A 16268-nucleotide genomic window follows, 5' to 3' on the forward strand; every position below is an offset into this window, starting at 1 on the left:
CTCAGGCCTCCTGCGCGGCGTCAGCCGCCTTTTCGTTCAGAATGGTGTTCACACGCGCGATAGAGCGCTTGACGATCCGCATACGCGCGGTGTTCTCAAGCTGATTGGTCGCGGCCTGAAAGCGGAGGTTGAAGGCCTCTTTCTTCAGGTTGGTCAGCTCCGTACGAAGTTCATCGGGGGTTTTGCCCCGAAGCTCAGTGGCGTTCATCGCCCTCTCCTTCCACATCACCGGGCCGCTCTGCATAGGGCAGGTCACGGCTGATTCCGGTGGAGATCAACGTTAGAGTGCGTCGCATAGACGCGTGGCAGTCCCTTGGCAAGGGCCGTCTCTGCCATCGCCCGAGAAAACCTTGAGCCCGGCGGTATGGTTTCCCCGACTTACGGAACGGGGCCGCCTTAACCTAACGTCACGTAGGTTTGTTGTTCAGTCTGCGAGTGACCATGCCCATCGACGCCACGCCCCAAGCGACTGCGATGTTCGGCCTCGCATCCGGCCTTTTGACCTGCGTCGGGTTCATCCCTTACGTACGCGCCATCGTCACGGGGCGCGCGCGGCCCTGCAGGACAAGTTGGCTCATATGGTCGATACTCGGCGTCATTGCGATTGCATCCCTCCGCCAGGAGGGCGCAGGACCGTCCCTTATTTTCGCAGGCGCGCAGGTCGGCGGGACGATCTTGGTCTTTCTTCTCGCCATTGGTCACGGTCGCGGGGCAACCTTTGCGCGACGGGACATCGGGGTCCTGATCGCTGCCGCAGCAGGCCTTGGCCTTTGGGCGGTGACGTCACAGGCGGGTTGGGCGCTGGCTGTCACGATTGCCATTGGGTTGCTCGGCGGGATTGGAACCATGGCAAAGGCCTACCGCGCCCCGAACAGTGAACCCATGCTGCCTTGGGCGGCGTTTCTTGCGTCGGCGGGCTTGGGCGTGGCCTCTGTGGATGGGGCGGATCCCATTCTCCTGAGCTACCCCCTTTACCTTCTGGCCCTTTACTCAGGCATCGTTGGTGCGCTTATCGCCGGACGGCGGGCGCATGGGCGGCGTTGGACCGAAGCGCAGACTAGGCCCACTTATAGTTGAAACTCACCGAGACCCGCTCCTCCTCGGCCATGTTCATGGGCACTTCGTGGCGCAGCCAAGACTCCCACAGCAGTACGTCGCCGACCTTAGGCGTCTCGTAGTGGAACGTCCGTAGGGCCTCTGGCGCATCGGGCCGTCGCACAGGCGCGGCCATCATCATCGGCAAGCGCGGGTCCTCTAATTTGAGCGCGCTGGTCCCCTCCGGCATCGCCACATATGTGGTGCCAGAAATGACAGAATGGGGGTGCAGATGGCCCGTGTGAACACCGCCTTCGGGCAAGATGTTGATCCATATGTCTTCCAGCACCAGAGCACGATCGCCCAGATCAAACGCCAGATCTTCGGCGAAGGCGGCCACATGGGCATCGAGAGATCGGACAACATCGGCAAAGATCGGAAACCGCCACGGCAGGTCCGACAGCGAGGCATAGGACGTATACCCGGGGTAGCCGTTTGCGTCGCACCACGCGTGCCCTGCCTCATCATCTTCGGCGATGGCATAGCACGAGGCTGCCAATTCGTCGGTGTCCACGGAGGGCGCGTGGTCCGACAAGGCGGCGCGGTAAAGGCGGGTCACAAACAGCGAAGAGATCTGGGCCATGGGCGGCAGATAGACGGCGCATCCCGTCTGGGCAATAAGCACCCCATGGTTACGGTCACCGAACACTACGACGCCTACCCCTACCCCGCCCGCGACCCGGCGGATGAGGACAAACGTCTGATCCTCGGCTCGCCCTCGCGTCCCGAAGAGATGGACCACATCCTATGGGGCGGTCGCCGCGATTGGACGCAGACCCTGCGCATTCTGGTGGCAGGGGGCGGGTCGGGCGATGGGCTGGTGCAGCTTGCCCAGCGGCTCACCTCTGCCGGGCGGCCGTACGAGATGACCTACCTCGATCTGTCCACATCCGCCCGCGCGGTTGCAGAAGCCAGGATCGCGCGGCGCGGCCTGAACCATGTGCAGTTCGTCACGGACAGCCTTTTGCGCGCCCCCGACCTTGGGCTGTTCGACTACATTGATTGCTGCGGCGTGTTGCATCACCTGCCTGACCCGGACGCGGGGTTTGCTGCCCTGGCACAGGCCTGTGCGCCCGACGGCGGCCTTGGCTTCATGGTTTACGCGCCGCACGGGCGGTCCGGCGTTTATCCGTTGCAAGCGGCCTTTGGCGCGCTCTTCGCCGATGAACCACCGCAGGCGCGTCTCGCGGCGGCCCGCGCGCTCTACGACCGGCTGCCTGCGGGACATCCGATCAAGCGAAACCCCCATCTCGTCGATCACCACGCCAGCGACGCCGGATTTTACGACCTGCTCCTGCACAGCCAAGATCGTGCCTATGGCGTCGGGGACCTGTTGGAGACATTGGACCGCACCGGATGGCAGCTCGCCGGGTTTTGTCAGCCCGGCCTTTACGAGCCGGAGCGGATAACGGGCCAGCCCCACGATCTTGCGCCAGCCGAGGCCATGGCCGTTGCCGAACAGTTGCGCGGGACGCTGAAGGTTCACGTGGGCTATGCCCGTCCCAAGGGCGCCGAGGCCCCTGCCCCGCGTCAGTCTCTGGATCGCATTCCACACTTGGGCGCACCGGCCGCGAAGGTGGCCCAGGTCGTGGCGGCGGGCCGCGCGGTTCCGATCAAAGTCGAAGGCGAGAGCAGCCCCGTCACCCTCCCGCCGCAGACCGCGCCGGCGATTGCTGGTATCGATGGCCGCCGAACCCTAGCGGAGATAGCGGCCCGTCTTGGCAAGGACCCCTTGGCGTTCGGGGCCTGGTGGAGACCAATCGAGGACACCTTCATGCCTTGGGGGCTGTTGCGGTACTCAGGTGTTCTCCGCCGCTGATCCTTCTGGCGCCGATCAGACGCCGCACCCGGATCACGCCCCGCAGGCCATCCGTCAGAACATCAAGCCGCACCCCATCGTTTGGCGAAGGGCGGCGACCAACTCGTCCACCGTTTCAGTGGAGACATAATGGCCGCCGGTGCGATCCGCCAAACAGCGCGCGACCGTTTCCACGGTCACCGTTTCGCCGGGCGTGTCCCAGTCAAAGAAATCGCCGCGCACCTTGTAGCCGATGACATGGACGGTCACGCCCCGGCCCAAGTCCGTCGCCAGTTGGCAGGGCTGGCCGCCACAAGTCTCTTTCCCGTCGGTAATCACAACCACGGCGCCCGCGCCATTGAGGGCCCGGGCCGCCAACCGGACCGCCTCGGTCAAAGGCGTATCCCCCTCGGGCTGCAAGCGATCTACGGCGTCTATGATCCGAGGGGCCGCATTTTCGACGGGACCAAAGCGCAGATCCAACCCGCTACAGCCGTCCGCGCCGCCGGGACCGTAGACCACCAGCCCAAGCCGCCGCACATCGGCGATTTCTGGGATGATGGATCCGACCGCGCGGCGAGCTTCAAAGATGCGCGGCTCGTTGAATAGGTTAAACCCAACCTCTGCCATGGAGCCTGATCCGTCGAAGACGATCATAGCGTCCTCCGTGCAGGTTTGCGCCGCGAGGGGCGAGGCCAACAGGGCAGCAAGGAACACAGCGCGGTAGGTCATCACCGCAGTATGGCGCAATCTCAGTCCCGGTCTACGGCCCTGGGGTCGTATGCCGGGCGCACTCGACCGCCAAAGACCACAAGCGGTGGACAAAACGGACCAGGATGCGCCCACGAAAAAGGGCGCCCGAAGGCGCCCCATTCCAAATCTCTGGCAGATCTCACCAGTCTTCGCGGACCACGGTACGGGTCTTAATCGGCAGCTTCATCGCGGCCAGGCGCAGGGCCTCGCGGGCAATTGGCTCGGACACACCGTCGATCTCGAACATCACGCGGCCAGGCTTGACCTTGCAGGCCCAGAAGTCGACCGACCCCTTACCTTTACCCATCCGTACTTCGACGGGCTTCGACGTGACGGGCACATCGGGGAAGATACGGATCCAGACGCGGCCTTGACGCTTCATGTGACGCGTCATGGCCCGACGGGCGGCTTCGATCTGGCGGGCGGTGACCCGCTCGGGCTGCAGCGCCTTCAGGCCGTAGGTGCCGAAGTTCAGGTCAGACCCGCCCTTCGCCTTGCCCTTGATGGAGCCTTTGAACTGCTTGCGGAACTTTGTCCGTTTCGGTTGCAACATGGGTGCTACTCCTTACCGGCGACGATCGCCGCGGGGACCGCGGTCATCGCGACGGCCACCGGCGCCACGGGGGGTCGGACCATCCTGCAGCTCTTGCGCCTTACGGTCGCGAGCAGAGGGGTCGTGCTCCATGATCTCGCCTTTGAAGATCCAAACCTTAATGCCGATGATACCGTAGGGCGTCTCAGCTTCGGAATGGGCATAGTCGATATCGGCCCGCAGGGTGTGCAGGGGCACGCGGCCCTCACGGTACCATTCGGTCCGTGCGATTTCGGCACCGCCCAGACGACCGGCCATGTTCACCCGGATCCCCAGGGCGCCCATGCGCATGGCATTCTGGACCGAGCGCTTCATGGCGCGGCGGAAGGACACCCGACGCTCCAACTGCTGGGCGATGCTTTCGCCGACCAGCTGTGCGTCCAACTCGGGCTTGCGAACCCCGACGATGTTGAGGTGCATTTCGCTGTCGGTCATGGCCGCCAGCTTCTTGCGCAACACTTCGATGTCAGCGCCCTTGCGGCCAATGATGACACCCGGGCGGGCCGTGTGGATCGTGACGCGGCACTTGCGGTGCGGACGTTCGATGATCACGCGGCTGACGCCAGCCTGCTTGCACTCGGTCTCGATGAACTCACGCATCTTGAGATCTTCGAGCAGCAGCGGACCGTAGTCTTTGGTGTCTGCGTACCAACGGCTGTCCCAGGTCCGGTTGACCTGAAGACGCATCCCGATGGGATTGACTTTATTGCCCATTACGCTTGCTCCCCAACGGTTTCTTCGACCTGGCGGACCTTGATGGTCAATTCGGCGAACGGCTTGGTGATCCGGCCGAAGCGACCACGGGCCCGCGGGCGACCGCGCTTCATGGTCAGGTTCTTGCCCACAAAGGCCTCGGCCACGATCAACTCGTCGACGTCGAGGTTGTGGTTGTTCTCGGCGTTCGCGATGGCCGATTGCAGGCACTTGCGCACGTCAATGGCGATCCGCTTCTTGGAGAAGGCGAGGTCCGACAGGGCCTTTTCCACCTTCTTGCCGCGGATCATCGCGGCCACGAGGTTCAGCTTTTGAGGGCTGGTCCGCAGCGAGCGCAGCTTCGCCATGGCCTCGTTATCGGCCACGCGGCGGGGATTTTTGTCCTTACCCATGGCTTATTTCCTCTTGGCTTTCTTATCCGCCGCGTGCCCGTAATAGGTGCGCGTGGGCGAATATTCCCCGAACTTCTGGCCGATCATGTCCTCGGTGACGGACACGGGCACGTGCTTTTGCCCGTTGTACACACCAAAGGTCAGACCCACGAACTGGGGCAGAATGGTGGAGCGGCGCGACCAGATCTTGATCACGTCGTTGCGGCCCGACTCGCGAGCGGCTTCGGCCTTTTTCAGGACATAGGAGTCCACGAAAGGCCCTTTCCATACGGAACGGCTCATGACTTAGCGGCCTTTCTTCTTGGCGTGACGCGAGCGGATGATCAGCTTCTGCGACGCCTTGTTCTTGTTGCGGGTACGGGCGCCCTTGGTCGGCTTACCCCAGGGCGTAACCGGGTGACGGCCACCCGAGGTCCGACCCTCACCACCGCCGTGCGGGTGATCGATCGGGTTCATCACAACACCACGCACAGAGGGGCGGATGCCCTTGTGGCGGTTGCGACCGGCCTTACCGAAGTTCTGGTTCGAGTTGTCGGGGTTCGACACCGCGCCAACCGTTGCCATACACTCCTGACGCACGAGGCGCAGCTCGCCCGAGGACAGACGGATCTGAGCGTAGCCACCATCGCGACCGACGAACTGGGCATAGGTGCCCGCGGCGCGCGCGATCTGGCCGCCCTTGCCGGGCTTCAGCTCGATGTTGTGGACAATCGTCCCGATGGGCATGCCGCTGAAGGGCATAGCGTTGCCGGGCTTGATGTCAGCCTTCGCCGAGGCCACGACGCGGTCGCCAACGGCTAGACGCTGAGGGGCCAGGATGTAGGCCTGCTCACCATCGGTGTAGCGGATCAGGGCGATGAAGGCCGTCCGGTTCGGGTCATATTCGATCCGTTCGACGTTGGCCTGCACGTCCAGCTTGTTACGTTTGAAATCGACGATCCGATAGAGACGCTTGGCGCCCCCGCCCTTGCGGCGCATCGTGATCCGTCCGGTGTTGTTGCGGCCACCATTCTTGGTGAGGCCTTCGGTCAGCGCCTTGACGGGGCGACCTTTCCACAGCTCCGAACGGTCGATCAGTACCAGCCCACGCTGGCCCGGCGTCGTCGGCTTATACGACTTAAGTGCCATAGTTTACCTGTCTTCCGTTGTGTGTCGGACGGCGGCGCCGCCCGTATGTAAAGGGCCCCGAAGGTCCCCGGCTCTGGCGCCCGGAGGCGCGACAGCAAAGCCCCGGACGAATCCGGGGCTGTACCGATGGGGCCGTTTAGGGGGCACGCCAGGTGGGGTCAAGGGCGGTTTGCAGGACCACCGCGCCTGATCCCGATGGGGGCTGGGTCACTGTCTCTGACCCGTCATTGGGCGTAGGAACCTGTCAGTCAGCAGACTGGCCTCGGGCGAGGATCATCTCAAGGTCTGAGCACACTTGCTAACGCCCAAAAGCAGACCGATCCTTGTGGTTGAGACCGCACCAGGCACGGCTCGTCACAGGCGGTGCGGTCATGCCTCGCAGGGACCGCGGTCCCGCCGGTGGCGTCCATGCCAACTCTGCTCGCGATCAAAAAACTAGTACGGCGGACCTTACGGCATACAGCGGCATTCAATTGCACAGCGACGGAGCAATCGGACACAACGCCGCATCTCGTTGCTTACAGGCATTTCAGAAATACTTGAAATCCAGAACGAGCCACCGTGCCGAACGGGTTTCGGCATGCAATTCAGGAGCACATCCCCATGGCAATGGTCGACACCTTCGCCGATTACTCTCGCAAACTTCCAACAATCCGCAGTTCCGATTGGTTCCTGCGCATCCCGCTTGCAATCATCATCATGGAACAAGGGGCATTGAAGATCCCCGATATGGCCCTGCAGGCCGAAGGGTTCGGCATTCCCCTGGTCCTATTCGCCCTCGCAACCTTCGCAGAGATTGCGGGCGGCGCCGCCATTCTCTTGGGCGGGTTTCTCCGCAACAACTGGATGACCGACCTCCTCACACGGCTGGGCGGGCTTGCCATCTCGGTCGTCGTGGCCGGTGTGATCGCCCTCCTCTATTTCGGGCCTTTCAGCGGCTGGCAGTTCCAAGGGCTCTTGCTCGCGGGCGGGTTGTTCTTCCTGTTTCGCGGCAATGGTGACGTCAAAGATCGCAGCGTCATCTGACGCGCCGTCGGTCCAGCCGAAACCTTGGCTGGACCAATCCTGATAAGAATCCTGTGATGCACATGCTGTCCGTGCAACACTCTGCCCACCAGACCACATAGGAGAACGACATGGCTTTGGGTGGAATGCTCGGCGGACTTGCCGACAGCTTGGGCGGCATCGATGGCATCATCGAGAAACTGAATGACGCGGGCATTGACGCCTCGGTCATTGAAGGTCTCGACCTCGAAGCCATCGTCGGCATGATTGAGGAAAAGGGAATCGATCTCTCCATACTCGAAACCCTTGGGGTCTCTGTGGAAGACATCATTGAAAAGGTGAAGGGCGCCTAATCGCCAGCCCCCGAGACCAACGAAAAGCCCCGCCTTCTCAGGCGGGGCTTTGTGTTTGTTCCATCCGGCGTTTCGGCCGGACCTAGGTCATTACAACCCGGTGGTCACGTCGATGGAGTTACCCTCTTCGAGCGTAACATAGGCCTTCTTTACGTCCTTACGGCGGCCAAGCTGACCGCGGAAACGCTTGGATTTGCCCTTGGTGATGGTCGTGTTCACGGCCTTCACCTTCACGCCGAACAACTCTTCGACAGCCGCCTTGATCTGCGGCTTGGCGGCATCCATCGCCACCTCGAACACGACAGCGCCGTTCTCGGACGCCAGCGTCGCCTTCTCGGTGATGATGGGCTTACGGATCACGTCATAGGTGTTCATTTCAGCCGAGCCTCCAGAGCTTCGACACCCGCCTTCGTGAGCACGAGCGTGTCACGCTTGAGGATGTCCATCACGTTGGCGCCCATCGACGGCAGAACGTCGACCGTGGCGAGGTTCCGCGCAGCCTGCGCAAAGTCCTCGTTCACGGTCGCACCGTCGATCACCAGCGCGCGCTTCCAACCCAGATCCTTGACCTGCTTGGCCAAGGACGCGGTCTTGCCGCCGTCCAGGGTGGCCGCATCCACGACGACCAGCTTGCCGGCCTGGGCCTTGGCGCTGAGCGCGTGGGCCAGACCCATCTTGCGGACCTTCTTCGTCAGGTCATGGGCGTGGCTGCGCGGGGTTGGGCCCTTGTAGACACCACCCTTGCGGAAGATTGGCGCCTTGCGGGAGCCGTGGCGTGCACCGCCGGAGCCCTTCTGACGGACGATCTTCTTGGTCGAATAGCTGACCTCGGACCGTGTCTTGACCTTGTGCGTTCCGGCCTGCGCCTTGTTGCGCTGCCAGCGGACGACGCGGAACAGGATGTCGCGGCGCGGCTCCTGACCGAAGACTTCGTCCGACAGCTCAACCGAGCCAGCGGCGGAGCCGTCCATTTTGATGACGTCGAGTTTCATTCGTCACCTTCCTTCTTGTCCGCGTCGGGATTGCCCGCCTGTGCGGAGTCCCCTGCGATCTGAGCTTCAGCTTCCTTCAACGCAGCCTCTTCGGCGGCGGCCTGCTCGGCGGCCAATGCTTCCTCGGCGGCTTTTGCTTCGGCTTCGGCGGCAGCAGCGGCTTCTTCGGCGGCCTTCATGGCTTCACGCTTGGCCGACATCAGCGCCGCTGGCAGGATCGCGTTTTCAGGGAACGGCTTTTTGACCGCATCCTTAACCGTGACCCAACCACCCTTGGAGCCGGGAACGGCGCCTTTGACCATGATCAGGCCACGGTCGGTGTCGGTCTTGACGACCTGCAGGTTCTGGGTCGTCACACGGGCGGCGCCCATGTGGCCAGCCATCTTCTTACCCTTGAACACCTTTCCGGGGTCCTGACACTGACCGGTGGAGCCGTGGGACCGGTGGCTGATCGACACACCGTGGGAGGCACGCAGACCACCAAAGTTGTGGCGCTTCATCGCACCGGCAAAACCCTTACCGATCGAGGTGCCGCTGACGTCAACGAACTGACCTTCGAAGTAGTGGTCCGCGATGATTTCCTCACCGACAGCGACCAGGTTTTCCGGGTCAACGCGGAACTCAACGATCTTGCGCTTGGGCTCGACACCCGCCTGCTTGAACACGCCGCGCATGGCTTGGCTGGTGCGCTTCACCTTGGCCGCACCCGCGCCGAGCTGGACAGCGGTGTAGCCGTGGGCATCTTCGGTGCGCTGACCGACGACCTGCAGGCCGTCAAGTTGCAACACGGTGACAGGGATCTGTTTCCCGTCTTCTTGGAAGAGGCGGGTCATCCCCACCTTCTTGGCGATCACTCCGGAACGCAACATGGTGATGCCCTCCTTAGACCGAGATCTGCACGTCAACGCCAGCGGCGAGGTCGAGCTTCATTAGCGCGTCAACCGTTTGGGGCGTGGGATCAACGATATCGAGCATCCGCTTGTGCGTGCGGATCTCCCACTGATCGCGGGATTTCTTATCGATGTGCGGCCCACGCAATACGGTGAAGCGTTCAATCTTGTTCGGCAGCGGGATAGGACCGCGCACCTGGGCACCCGTGCGCTTGGCGGTGTTCACGATTTCCTGGGTGCTGGCATCCAACACGCGGTAATCGAACGCCTTGAGCCGGATACGGATATTCTGGCTTTTCATGTCATTCGCCTGACAAGGCCGCACCCCCAAATTCCGGGAGGGACGGCGTCCAAGTTGAGAGGAGGAAGCGGGCGCATCCCACCCCCTCATCGAACCCGAACGAAAGGTCTGACCAGCGCTGGCGAAGACCCTTCGTGAGACCGTGCCGATAGACCTTTGTGATCTGTCCCGCAACCCCAATTCGTCGCGTCTCAACGCCTGTCCAAAACGAGGTCGTCAACACACTCAAACGCCCGACCCGTTCTTCGCAACGCGCTCACGTTTAGTTTGACCCGTAGGCCAGACGATGAGCGCGCATAAGCAGCATCCGCTCCGCAGTTAGATCAATCCTTTCTTGTCCAGGCGGCCTGCAGTCGGGCACCTACGGTCGGCGCGCGCAATCCAAACGATACTAGTGAGCACAATGCCTTCGCGAAGACATTTCAAACACGGATAAATGGTCGCGAACGGCGGTACGTTAGAATGCTTGCACCTAATCCAAAGAGCGATGGTCACAACTATCTGCCCTGCAAATGCGCGCAGACTAGGTGAGCGCGTGTCGCTGGCGAACGAACTACAACGCAGGCCGCACCGGACAAGCGAGACGCGTCGCCCTCTCAAGATGGCATCAGGTCCGATCATTCTCCAGTATGCCCCGGCCTGATCCACAAACGTGCTCAGGCCCGTTAAAAAATCGACGGGCCCAGGTGCCCCGAGAGGCGGCCGCTACGCCACAACCGGAACGCTTGGCACTTCACGTTCAGAGACCTCAAACTCGGACATCAACGTCAGCATACGGGTCGCCGCTTCCTTAAGGGAGAGGTTCGCCTGCGTCACTTCTTCAAACATTGCCGTGTTCCGCTTCGTAGCCTCATCAATCTCTCCCAGCGAATGATTTATCTCACCAACGGCAACTGATTGCGCATCGGTTGAGCGCGCCACTTCGCCGGCCCGATCCCTGATGTCCGCAATGCGGCGGGTCAGGTTTTGGAGCGACTGCCCGGTCCGAGACACCTGCTGTTCCCCGGCTGCGATCTCCTTCGAGCTCTGCTCAATCAGTGTACCAATTCGGTGCGCAGCATCGGACGCGCGGCCAGCGAGCGCGCGCACCTCGGAGGCGACCACCGCAAAACCGCGCCCTGCATCTCCGGCGCGGGCCGCCTCTACGCCCGCGTTTAAAGCCAGCAGATTAGTTTGAAACGCAATGTCGTCGATCACGCCGAGCGTTTCGGAAATCTCAAGGGATACCGACCGAATGGTCGACATGGCGAGGATGGCGTCTTGAACGGCGGTCTCCGCCATCCGCGCATCCTGGTCTGACGCCTGGGCAACCGATCGCATGTCGTCGGTCATTGCCGCTGTCGCCCGGGTGGTCGCCGCGATTTTGTCCAAAGTAGCTGTCGTAGATGTCAAAGACAGAGCCGTCTGTTCTGTCCGCAGAGCAAGCGACTCCGCCGAAGATGCAAGACCTCCGGTGTCTTCCAACATCACCACGGCGTGACGGGATAGACCCTGCAAGGCCGCTTCCAGATGACCCGCCATGGCGTTCGTGGACCCTTGAAGCTCTGCGAAGACCCCATGGTGCTCTCCACCCATGCGAGCGCCTAGCTTCCCCTGCTCCAGTTGACCGAGAACCGATATGACATCATCGATTTCCCGCTGCACAAGCGCCAATAGATCGTTCAACATCGTTCGCAAGCGGTGTTGTTCCCGAGGCACTCCGATCACCGCAAGACGCCTTGTGAAGTCCCCCTGCGCCGCCGCCGAGGCTAAGGCTCCGAGGTCCGTGTGTAACCGGTCAAGCTCTGCGACTTTACGTTCCGCTTGCGCCACCTCTGCCGCAGCGCGCTCCGCAGCCGCAGCCTGCTCTGCGGCCTCAGCAGCGTCCCGATCAAGGGCAAGACGTGCGGCCTCGGTCTCCGCCTCGGCACTCCGTTTGGCAAGTTCCTGGCGTGCGACAATCCCGTCCTGGAACACGCCAAGAAGATCCGTGATGGCCTGTACCTCTCGATCGGAGGATCGAGGCATATCCACATCGGTACGATCATCGGCGAGAGCCTCCATCACCTTGATAAGCTCTGCAAATGGTCGAGACACTTGAAGGCGCATCAAGCCCAGAACGGCCACGCCAAGGATAAGGGCAAGTGCGAAGGCGCTGAGCCACCAAAGCCACCATTCCGAGGCCAGCGCAGCCCGAAGCTGCGCCTTTCCGAGCGTCACCTGTAACTCACCAAAGGCGGGCCCGTCCCGACCGATGGCGGAGGCAATCGGGACGTTTAAGACGAGCACATCCGCGACGGCTCCGGCATCACCCGCATCAGCGGGACTTGACGCCCTGCCAAGTTCCAAGATGACGTCGTCGAATGCATCGATTGCACGGACCGCCATGATGTCGATCCCATCAAGTGTCATGAGATCAGACGTGATTGCCGCGGCTTCTCGGGAGTCATAGGCGCGAAGTGATGGGGCCAACCGATCGCTGAGAAGACGCGCCTGCAAATCAGCGGACGCTCGAAACGTTCCCTCCAATTCCCCTGCGAGGCGATCATAACTGAAGGCCACCGAAACGATCAGACCAACCAGCAATATCAGGGTCGTCAAACCGGCAACACGAATACCAATCCCGCTCAGCATCTTGCGGGGGTCACCCGCGCCGACGGCCCGAAACGGATGGTGAAAGAAACGCTGTGCCGGGCCGGAAGAAGAAGTCATGCCGAGAGCGGTACGGCAAAAACCCTAAGACTTCGTTTTCTGTTTTGTAAAAACGACGAAGGGCCCCTGTTGGGGGGCCCTTGGAGTGTGTGGGGTGGGCGCCGGGGCGCCCGGTCAGGTCACTCGACGATCTTGGACACAACGCCCGCGCCAACCGTCCGGCCGCCTTCGCGGATGGCGAAGCGCAGGCCCTGCTCCATCGCGATCGGCGCGATCAGCTCAACGCCAAACGCCACGTTGTCGCCCGGCATCACCATCTCCGTGCCCTCGGCCAGCTGAACCGTGCCCGTCACATCCGTCGTGCGGAAGTAGAACTGCGGGCGGTAGTTCGCGAAGAACGGCGTGTGACGGCCACCCTCGTCCTTGGTCAGGATGTAGGCCTCGGCCTCGAACTTCGTGTGCGGCGTCACCGACGACGGCTTGCACAGCACCTGGCCACGCTCAACGCCGTCACGGTCGATACCACGCAGCAGCGCGCCAATGTTGTCGCCAGCCTCACCGCGGTCCAGCAGCTTGCGGAACATCTCAACGCCCGTGCAGGTCGTCTTCTGCGTGTCGCGGATGCCGACAATCTCGATCTCGTCGCCCACGTTGATCACGCCACGCTCCACCCGGCCGGTCACAACCGTACCACGGCCAGAGATCGAGAACACGTCCTCAACCGGCATCAGGAACGGCTGGTCAACGGCCCGCTCGGGCGTGTCGATGTACTCATCAACAGCTGCCATCAATTCCTTAATTTTCTCTTCACCGATCTCGGGGTTGTTCCCCTCCATCGCCGCCAGGGCAGAGCCCGCAACGATCGGAATGTCGTCGCCGGGGTAGTCGTAGGACGACAGAAGCTCGCGCACTTCCATCTCCACGAGCTCCAGCAGCTCCTCGTCGTCGACCTGATCGACCTTGTTCATGAAGACGACCATCTTCGGGATGCCAACCTGGCGGCCCAGCAGGATGTGCTCGCGCGTCTGGGGCATCGGGCCGTCGGCGGCGTTCACAACCAGGATCGCGCCGTCCATCTGAGCGGCACCGGTGATCATGTTCTTCACGTAGTCGGCGTGGCCGGGGCAGTCGACGTGGGCGTAGTGGCGCGCCTCGGTCTCGTATTCCACGTGCGCCGTCGAGATCGTGATCCCGCGGGCCTTCTCTTCGGGCGCGCCGTCAATCTGGTCGTAGGCCTTGAAGTCCCCAAAGTACTTCGTGATCGCCGCCGTCAGCGTCGTCTTCCCGTGGTCAACGTGGCCAATCGTGCCAATGTTAACGTGCGGTTTCGTCCGTTCAAACTTTGCCTTCGCCATGGAAGGTCTCCTCTATCTTATCTGGGGAGCGGGATGACCCCGCCCTACGGTGATCGGTCAGGCGGGGTTACCCCCGCCGCACCGTTTATGCGTACTTCTTCTGGATCTCTTCCGAGAGGTTCTGCGGAACCGGATCGTAGTGATCGAACTGCATGGTGAACTGCGCACGGCCCGAGGACATGGACCGCAACGTGTTGATGTAGCCGAACATATTGGCCAGCGGCACGAAGGCGTCGATCGCGATGGCGTTGCCGCGCGGTTCCTGCCCCGAGACCTGACCACGACGGGACGTCAGGTCACCGATGATGCCGCCCGTGTATTCCTCGGGCGTGATCACTTCGACCTTCATGACCGGCTCGAGCAGCTTGGCGCCCGCTTTCCGCATCCCTTCACGCATCCCCATGCGGGCCGCGATTTCGAAGGCCAGGACCGAGCTATCCACGTCGTGGAACTTACCGTCCAGCAACTGCACCTTGAAGTCGATCACAGGGAAGCCAGCCAACGGACCGGAGTCCATGACCGACTGGATGCCCTTTTCGACGCCCGGAATGTATTCCTTCGGCACCGCACCACCGACGATCTTGGACTCGAACGAGTAGCCTTCGCCCGCTTCGGTCGGCTGGATGAGCAGCTTGACTTCGGCGAACTGACCAGAGCCACCCGACTGCTTCTTGTGGGTGTAGGTATGCTCCACCTCGTGACCGATGGTCTCGCGGTAGGCCACCTGGGGCGCACCGATGTTGGCCTCGACCTTGAATTCGCGCTTGAGGCGATCAACCAGGATGTCCAGGTGAAGTTCGCCCATGCCCTTCATGATGGTCTGACCGGACTCCAGGTCGGTCTCCACGCGGAAGGACGGGTCCTCAGCGGCCAGGCGCTGCAGGCCCTGGGACATCTTCTCTTGGTCGGCCTTGGTCTTGGGCTCGACGGCGATTTCGATAACCGGATCGGGGAAGGTCATCGTTTCCAGAACGACCTGATCGTTCACAGCCGACAGGGTGTCCCCGGTCGTCGTGTCCTTCAGGCCGGCCAGCGCGATGATGTCACCTGCAAAGGCTTCGGTGATTTCCTCACGGTTGTTGGAGTGCATCATCATCATACGACCGACGCGCTCTTTCTTACCCTTCGTAGTGTTCTGGAGCGTGTCGCCCTTGTTCAGAACGCCGGAGTAAATGCGCGTGAAGGTCAGCGAGCCAACGAAGGGGTCGTTCATGATTTTGAATGCCAGGCCCGCGAAGGGCATCTCGTCGTCCGCGCGACGGGCGATGTTCCGCTCTTCGGTCTCGTCACCAGGCTTAAAGCCCATGTAGTCAACAACGTCCAGCGGGCTGGGCAGGTAGTCGATGACGGCGTTCAGCAGGGGTTGCACGCCCTTATTTTTGAACGCAGAGCCACCCAGGACCGGCACAAAGGACAGCGACAGCGTCCCCTTGCGCAGCAACTTGCGCAGGGTCGGCACGTCGGGCTCGTTGCCTTCCAGGTACTCCATCATGGCTTCGTCGTCCATTTCGACGGCAGCCTCGACCATCTTGCCACGCCACTCGTCAGCCATGTCCTTGAGGCTGTCGCGGATGGGGGCTTTGATCCAGGAGGCGCCCAGGTCTTCGCCCTGCCACAGCCACTCTTCCATGGTGACCAGGTCGATCAGGCCTTCCAGCTCCGACTCGGCACCAATCGGGATACCAACGGGCACGGCGCGGGCGCCGGTCCGGTCCTCGATCATGTTGACGCAGTTAAAGAAATCAGCGCCGATCTTGTCCATCTTGTTGACGAAGACCATCCGCGGAACCTTATAGCGGTCGGCCTGACGCCACACGGTTTCGGTCTGGGGCTCAACACCGGCGTTGGCGTCGAGCACGCAGATCGCTCCGTCGAGAACGGCCAGGGAACGTTCCACCTCGATGGTGAAGTCCACGTGGCCGGGGGTGTCGATGATGTTCATCCGGTGCTTTTCGGTATCGGCCGTCTGGCCGTCTTCCGTCCGCTCCCAGAAGGTGGTGGTCGCAGCCGAGGTGATGGTGATCCCCCGCTCCTGCTCCTGCTCCATCCAGTCCATCGTGGCGGCGCCGTCATGGACTTCGCCGATGTTGTGGGACTTGCCGGTGTAGTACAGGATCCGCTCCGAGCAGGTGGTTTTACCTGCGTCGATGTGGGCCATGATCCCGAAGTTACGGTATCGGTCGAGGGGATAATCGCGTGCCATTTGGCTGTTCCTCAGGTCAGAGGTGAAACGGGTACGGGGGCCCTATAAGAGCCCCCGATGTCTGCG

The 16268-nt window shown here is 62.1% G+C and carries 19 protein-coding genes; 4 read left to right on the plus strand and 15 right to left on the minus strand.

Annotation, left to right across the window (positions count from 1 at the left end):
* Position 1: 1 nt before the first annotated feature.
* Entirely contained in the window at positions 2-208 is a 207-nt protein-coding gene (gene rpmC / locus K5R33_RS01195) for a 50S ribosomal protein L29 (RefSeq protein WP_220747142.1), read from the minus strand.
* A 233-nt stretch (positions 209-441) separates the two neighbouring features.
* Between rpmC and K5R33_RS01200 the strand changes: the two genes are divergently transcribed.
* Positions 442-1077 (plus strand): hypothetical protein, encoded by a 636-nt coding sequence (locus K5R33_RS01200; protein ID WP_220747143.1) that lies wholly within the window; start codon positions 442-444, stop codon positions 1075-1077.
* Here K5R33_RS01200 and K5R33_RS01205 read toward each other — a convergent pair.
* The gene (locus tag K5R33_RS01205; RefSeq protein ID WP_220747842.1) at positions 1058-1678 is read right to left on the minus strand and encodes a TIGR02466 family protein; all 621 of its coding nucleotides are present in this window, start codon (positions 1676-1678) and stop codon (positions 1058-1060) included. The genes K5R33_RS01200 and K5R33_RS01205 overlap by 20 nt on opposite strands.
* Positions 1679-1723: 45 nt before the next feature.
* Between K5R33_RS01205 and K5R33_RS01210 the strand changes: the two genes are divergently transcribed.
* Positions 1724-2914, plus strand: coding sequence for a class I SAM-dependent methyltransferase (locus K5R33_RS01210; protein WP_220747144.1), 1191 nt, complete (start codon positions 1724-1726; stop codon positions 2912-2914).
* Positions 2915-2968: 54 nt separating this feature from the next.
* Here K5R33_RS01210 and K5R33_RS01215 read toward each other — a convergent pair whose 3' ends face one another.
* From K5R33_RS01215 to rplB, 6 genes are all read right to left on the minus strand, one after another.
* On the minus strand, positions 2969-3643 hold the full coding sequence (locus tag K5R33_RS01215; protein WP_255588391.1) for a vWA domain-containing protein: 675 nt from the start codon (positions 3641-3643) through the stop codon (positions 2969-2971).
* A gap of 142 nt (positions 3644-3785) precedes the next feature.
* On the minus strand, positions 3786-4199 hold the full coding sequence (rplP, locus tag K5R33_RS01220; RefSeq protein ID WP_220747145.1) for a 50S ribosomal protein L16: 414 nt from the start codon (positions 4197-4199) through the stop codon (positions 3786-3788).
* Positions 4200-4211: 12 nt separating this feature from the next.
* A complete protein-coding gene (rpsC, locus tag K5R33_RS01225; protein ID WP_220747146.1) occupies positions 4212-4952 on the minus strand; it encodes a 30S ribosomal protein S3 in 741 nt (246 codons plus the stop codon).
* Positions 4952-5344 (minus strand): 50S ribosomal protein L22, encoded by a 393-nt coding sequence (gene rplV, locus K5R33_RS01230; RefSeq protein WP_220747147.1) that lies wholly within the window; start codon positions 5342-5344, stop codon positions 4952-4954. The genes rpsC and rplV overlap by 1 nt, the downstream gene beginning before the upstream one ends.
* Before the next feature lie 3 nt (positions 5345-5347).
* Complete coding sequence (gene rpsS / locus K5R33_RS01235; protein ID WP_220747148.1) at positions 5348-5626, minus strand: 30S ribosomal protein S19; 279 nt, start codon at positions 5624-5626, stop codon at positions 5348-5350.
* A 3-nt stretch (positions 5627-5629) separates the two neighbouring features.
* Positions 5630-6472 carry a 50S ribosomal protein L2 gene (gene rplB / locus K5R33_RS01240; RefSeq protein ID WP_220747149.1) on the minus strand — a complete coding sequence of 281 codons (843 nt, stop codon included), beginning with the start codon at positions 6470-6472 and terminating at the stop codon, positions 5630-5632.
* A gap of 603 nt (positions 6473-7075) precedes the next feature.
* Between rplB and K5R33_RS01245 the strand changes: the two genes are divergently transcribed.
* Positions 7076-7498 (plus strand): DoxX family protein, encoded by a 423-nt coding sequence (locus tag K5R33_RS01245; protein WP_220747150.1) that lies wholly within the window; start codon positions 7076-7078, stop codon positions 7496-7498.
* Between the two features lie 110 nt (positions 7499-7608).
* Positions 7609-7830 carry a hypothetical protein gene (locus K5R33_RS01250; protein WP_220747151.1) on the plus strand — a complete coding sequence of 74 codons (222 nt, stop codon included), beginning with the start codon at positions 7609-7611 and terminating at the stop codon, positions 7828-7830.
* Positions 7831-7920: 90 nt separating this feature from the next.
* Here K5R33_RS01250 and K5R33_RS01255 read toward each other — a convergent pair whose 3' ends face one another.
* From K5R33_RS01255 to fusA, 7 genes are all read right to left on the minus strand, one after another.
* A complete protein-coding gene (locus K5R33_RS01255) occupies positions 7921-8205 on the minus strand; it encodes a 50S ribosomal protein L23 (RefSeq protein WP_220747152.1) in 285 nt (94 codons plus the stop codon).
* On the minus strand, positions 8202-8822 hold the full coding sequence (gene rplD, locus K5R33_RS01260; RefSeq protein WP_220747153.1) for a 50S ribosomal protein L4: 621 nt from the start codon (positions 8820-8822) through the stop codon (positions 8202-8204). The genes K5R33_RS01255 and rplD overlap by 4 nt, the downstream gene beginning before the upstream one ends.
* Entirely contained in the window at positions 8819-9691 is an 873-nt protein-coding gene (gene rplC / locus K5R33_RS01265) for a 50S ribosomal protein L3 (protein ID WP_220747154.1), read from the minus strand. The genes rplD and rplC overlap by 4 nt, the downstream gene beginning before the upstream one ends.
* A gap of 13 nt (positions 9692-9704) precedes the next feature.
* Positions 9705-10013, minus strand: coding sequence for a 30S ribosomal protein S10 (gene rpsJ, locus K5R33_RS01270; RefSeq protein WP_109563315.1), 309 nt, complete (start codon positions 10011-10013; stop codon positions 9705-9707).
* A gap of 705 nt (positions 10014-10718) precedes the next feature.
* Positions 10719-12704: a methyl-accepting chemotaxis protein gene (locus K5R33_RS01275; protein ID WP_220747155.1), complete on the minus strand. Its 1986-nt coding sequence runs from the start codon at positions 12702-12704 to the stop codon at positions 10719-10721.
* Between the two features lie 119 nt (positions 12705-12823).
* Entirely contained in the window at positions 12824-13999 is a 1176-nt protein-coding gene (gene tuf / locus K5R33_RS01280; RefSeq protein ID WP_220747156.1) for an elongation factor Tu, read from the minus strand.
* An 85-nt stretch (positions 14000-14084) separates the two neighbouring features.
* Positions 14085-16202 (minus strand): elongation factor G, encoded by a 2118-nt coding sequence (gene fusA, locus K5R33_RS01285; RefSeq protein WP_220747157.1) that lies wholly within the window; start codon positions 16200-16202, stop codon positions 14085-14087.
* Positions 16203-16268: the final 66 nt, after the last annotated feature.

This window comes from Jannaschia pagri, from assembly GCF_019655435.1.
GTDB lineage: Bacteria > Pseudomonadota > Alphaproteobacteria > Rhodobacterales > Rhodobacteraceae > Jannaschia > Jannaschia pagri.

Coding starts and splice junctions, on each gene's coding strand:
- K5R33_RS01210 (WP_220747144.1), top strand. CDS start 1,724: ATGGTTACGGTCACCGAACACTACGACGCCTACCCCTACCCCGCCCGC.
- rplV (WP_220747147.1), bottom strand. CDS start 5,344: ATGGGTAAGGACAAAAATCCCCGCCGCGTGGCCGATAACGAGGCCATG.
- K5R33_RS01245 (WP_220747150.1), top strand. CDS start 7,076: ATGGCAATGGTCGACACCTTCGCCGATTACTCTCGCAAACTTCCAACA.
- K5R33_RS01250 (WP_220747151.1), top strand. CDS start 7,609: ATGGCTTTGGGTGGAATGCTCGGCGGACTTGCCGACAGCTTGGGCGGC.
- rplB (WP_220747149.1), bottom strand. CDS start 6,472: ATGGCACTTAAGTCGTATAAGCCGACGACGCCGGGCCAGCGTGGGCTG.
- rpsS (WP_220747148.1), bottom strand. CDS start 5,626: ATGAGCCGTTCCGTATGGAAAGGGCCTTTCGTGGACTCCTATGTCCTG.
- fusA (WP_220747157.1), bottom strand. CDS start 16,202: ATGGCACGCGATTATCCCCTCGACCGATACCGTAACTTCGGGATCATG.
- K5R33_RS01275 (WP_220747155.1), bottom strand. CDS start 12,704: ATGACTTCTTCTTCCGGCCCGGCACAGCGTTTCTTTCACCATCCGTTT.
- tuf (WP_220747156.1), bottom strand. CDS start 13,999: ATGGCGAAGGCAAAGTTTGAACGGACGAAACCGCACGTTAACATTGGC.
- K5R33_RS01255 (WP_220747152.1), bottom strand. CDS start 8,205: ATGAACACCTATGACGTGATCCGTAAGCCCATCATCACCGAGAAGGCG.
- rplC (WP_220747154.1), bottom strand. CDS start 9,691: ATGTTGCGTTCCGGAGTGATCGCCAAGAAGGTGGGGATGACCCGCCTC.
- rplD (WP_220747153.1), bottom strand. CDS start 8,822: ATGAAACTCGACGTCATCAAAATGGACGGCTCCGCCGCTGGCTCGGTT.
- K5R33_RS01205 (WP_220747842.1), bottom strand. CDS start 1,678: ATGGCCCAGATCTCTTCGCTGTTTGTGACCCGCCTTTACCGCGCCGCC.
- rpsJ (WP_109563315.1), bottom strand. CDS start 10,013: ATGAAAAGCCAGAATATCCGTATCCGGCTCAAGGCGTTCGATTACCGC.
- rpmC (WP_220747142.1), bottom strand. CDS start 208: ATGAACGCCACTGAGCTTCGGGGCAAAACCCCCGATGAACTTCGTACG.
- rpsC (WP_220747146.1), bottom strand. CDS start 4,952: ATGGGCAATAAAGTCAATCCCATCGGGATGCGTCTTCAGGTCAACCGG.
- K5R33_RS01200 (WP_220747143.1), top strand. CDS start 442: ATGCCCATCGACGCCACGCCCCAAGCGACTGCGATGTTCGGCCTCGCA.
- rplP (WP_220747145.1), bottom strand. CDS start 4,199: ATGTTGCAACCGAAACGGACAAAGTTCCGCAAGCAGTTCAAAGGCTCC.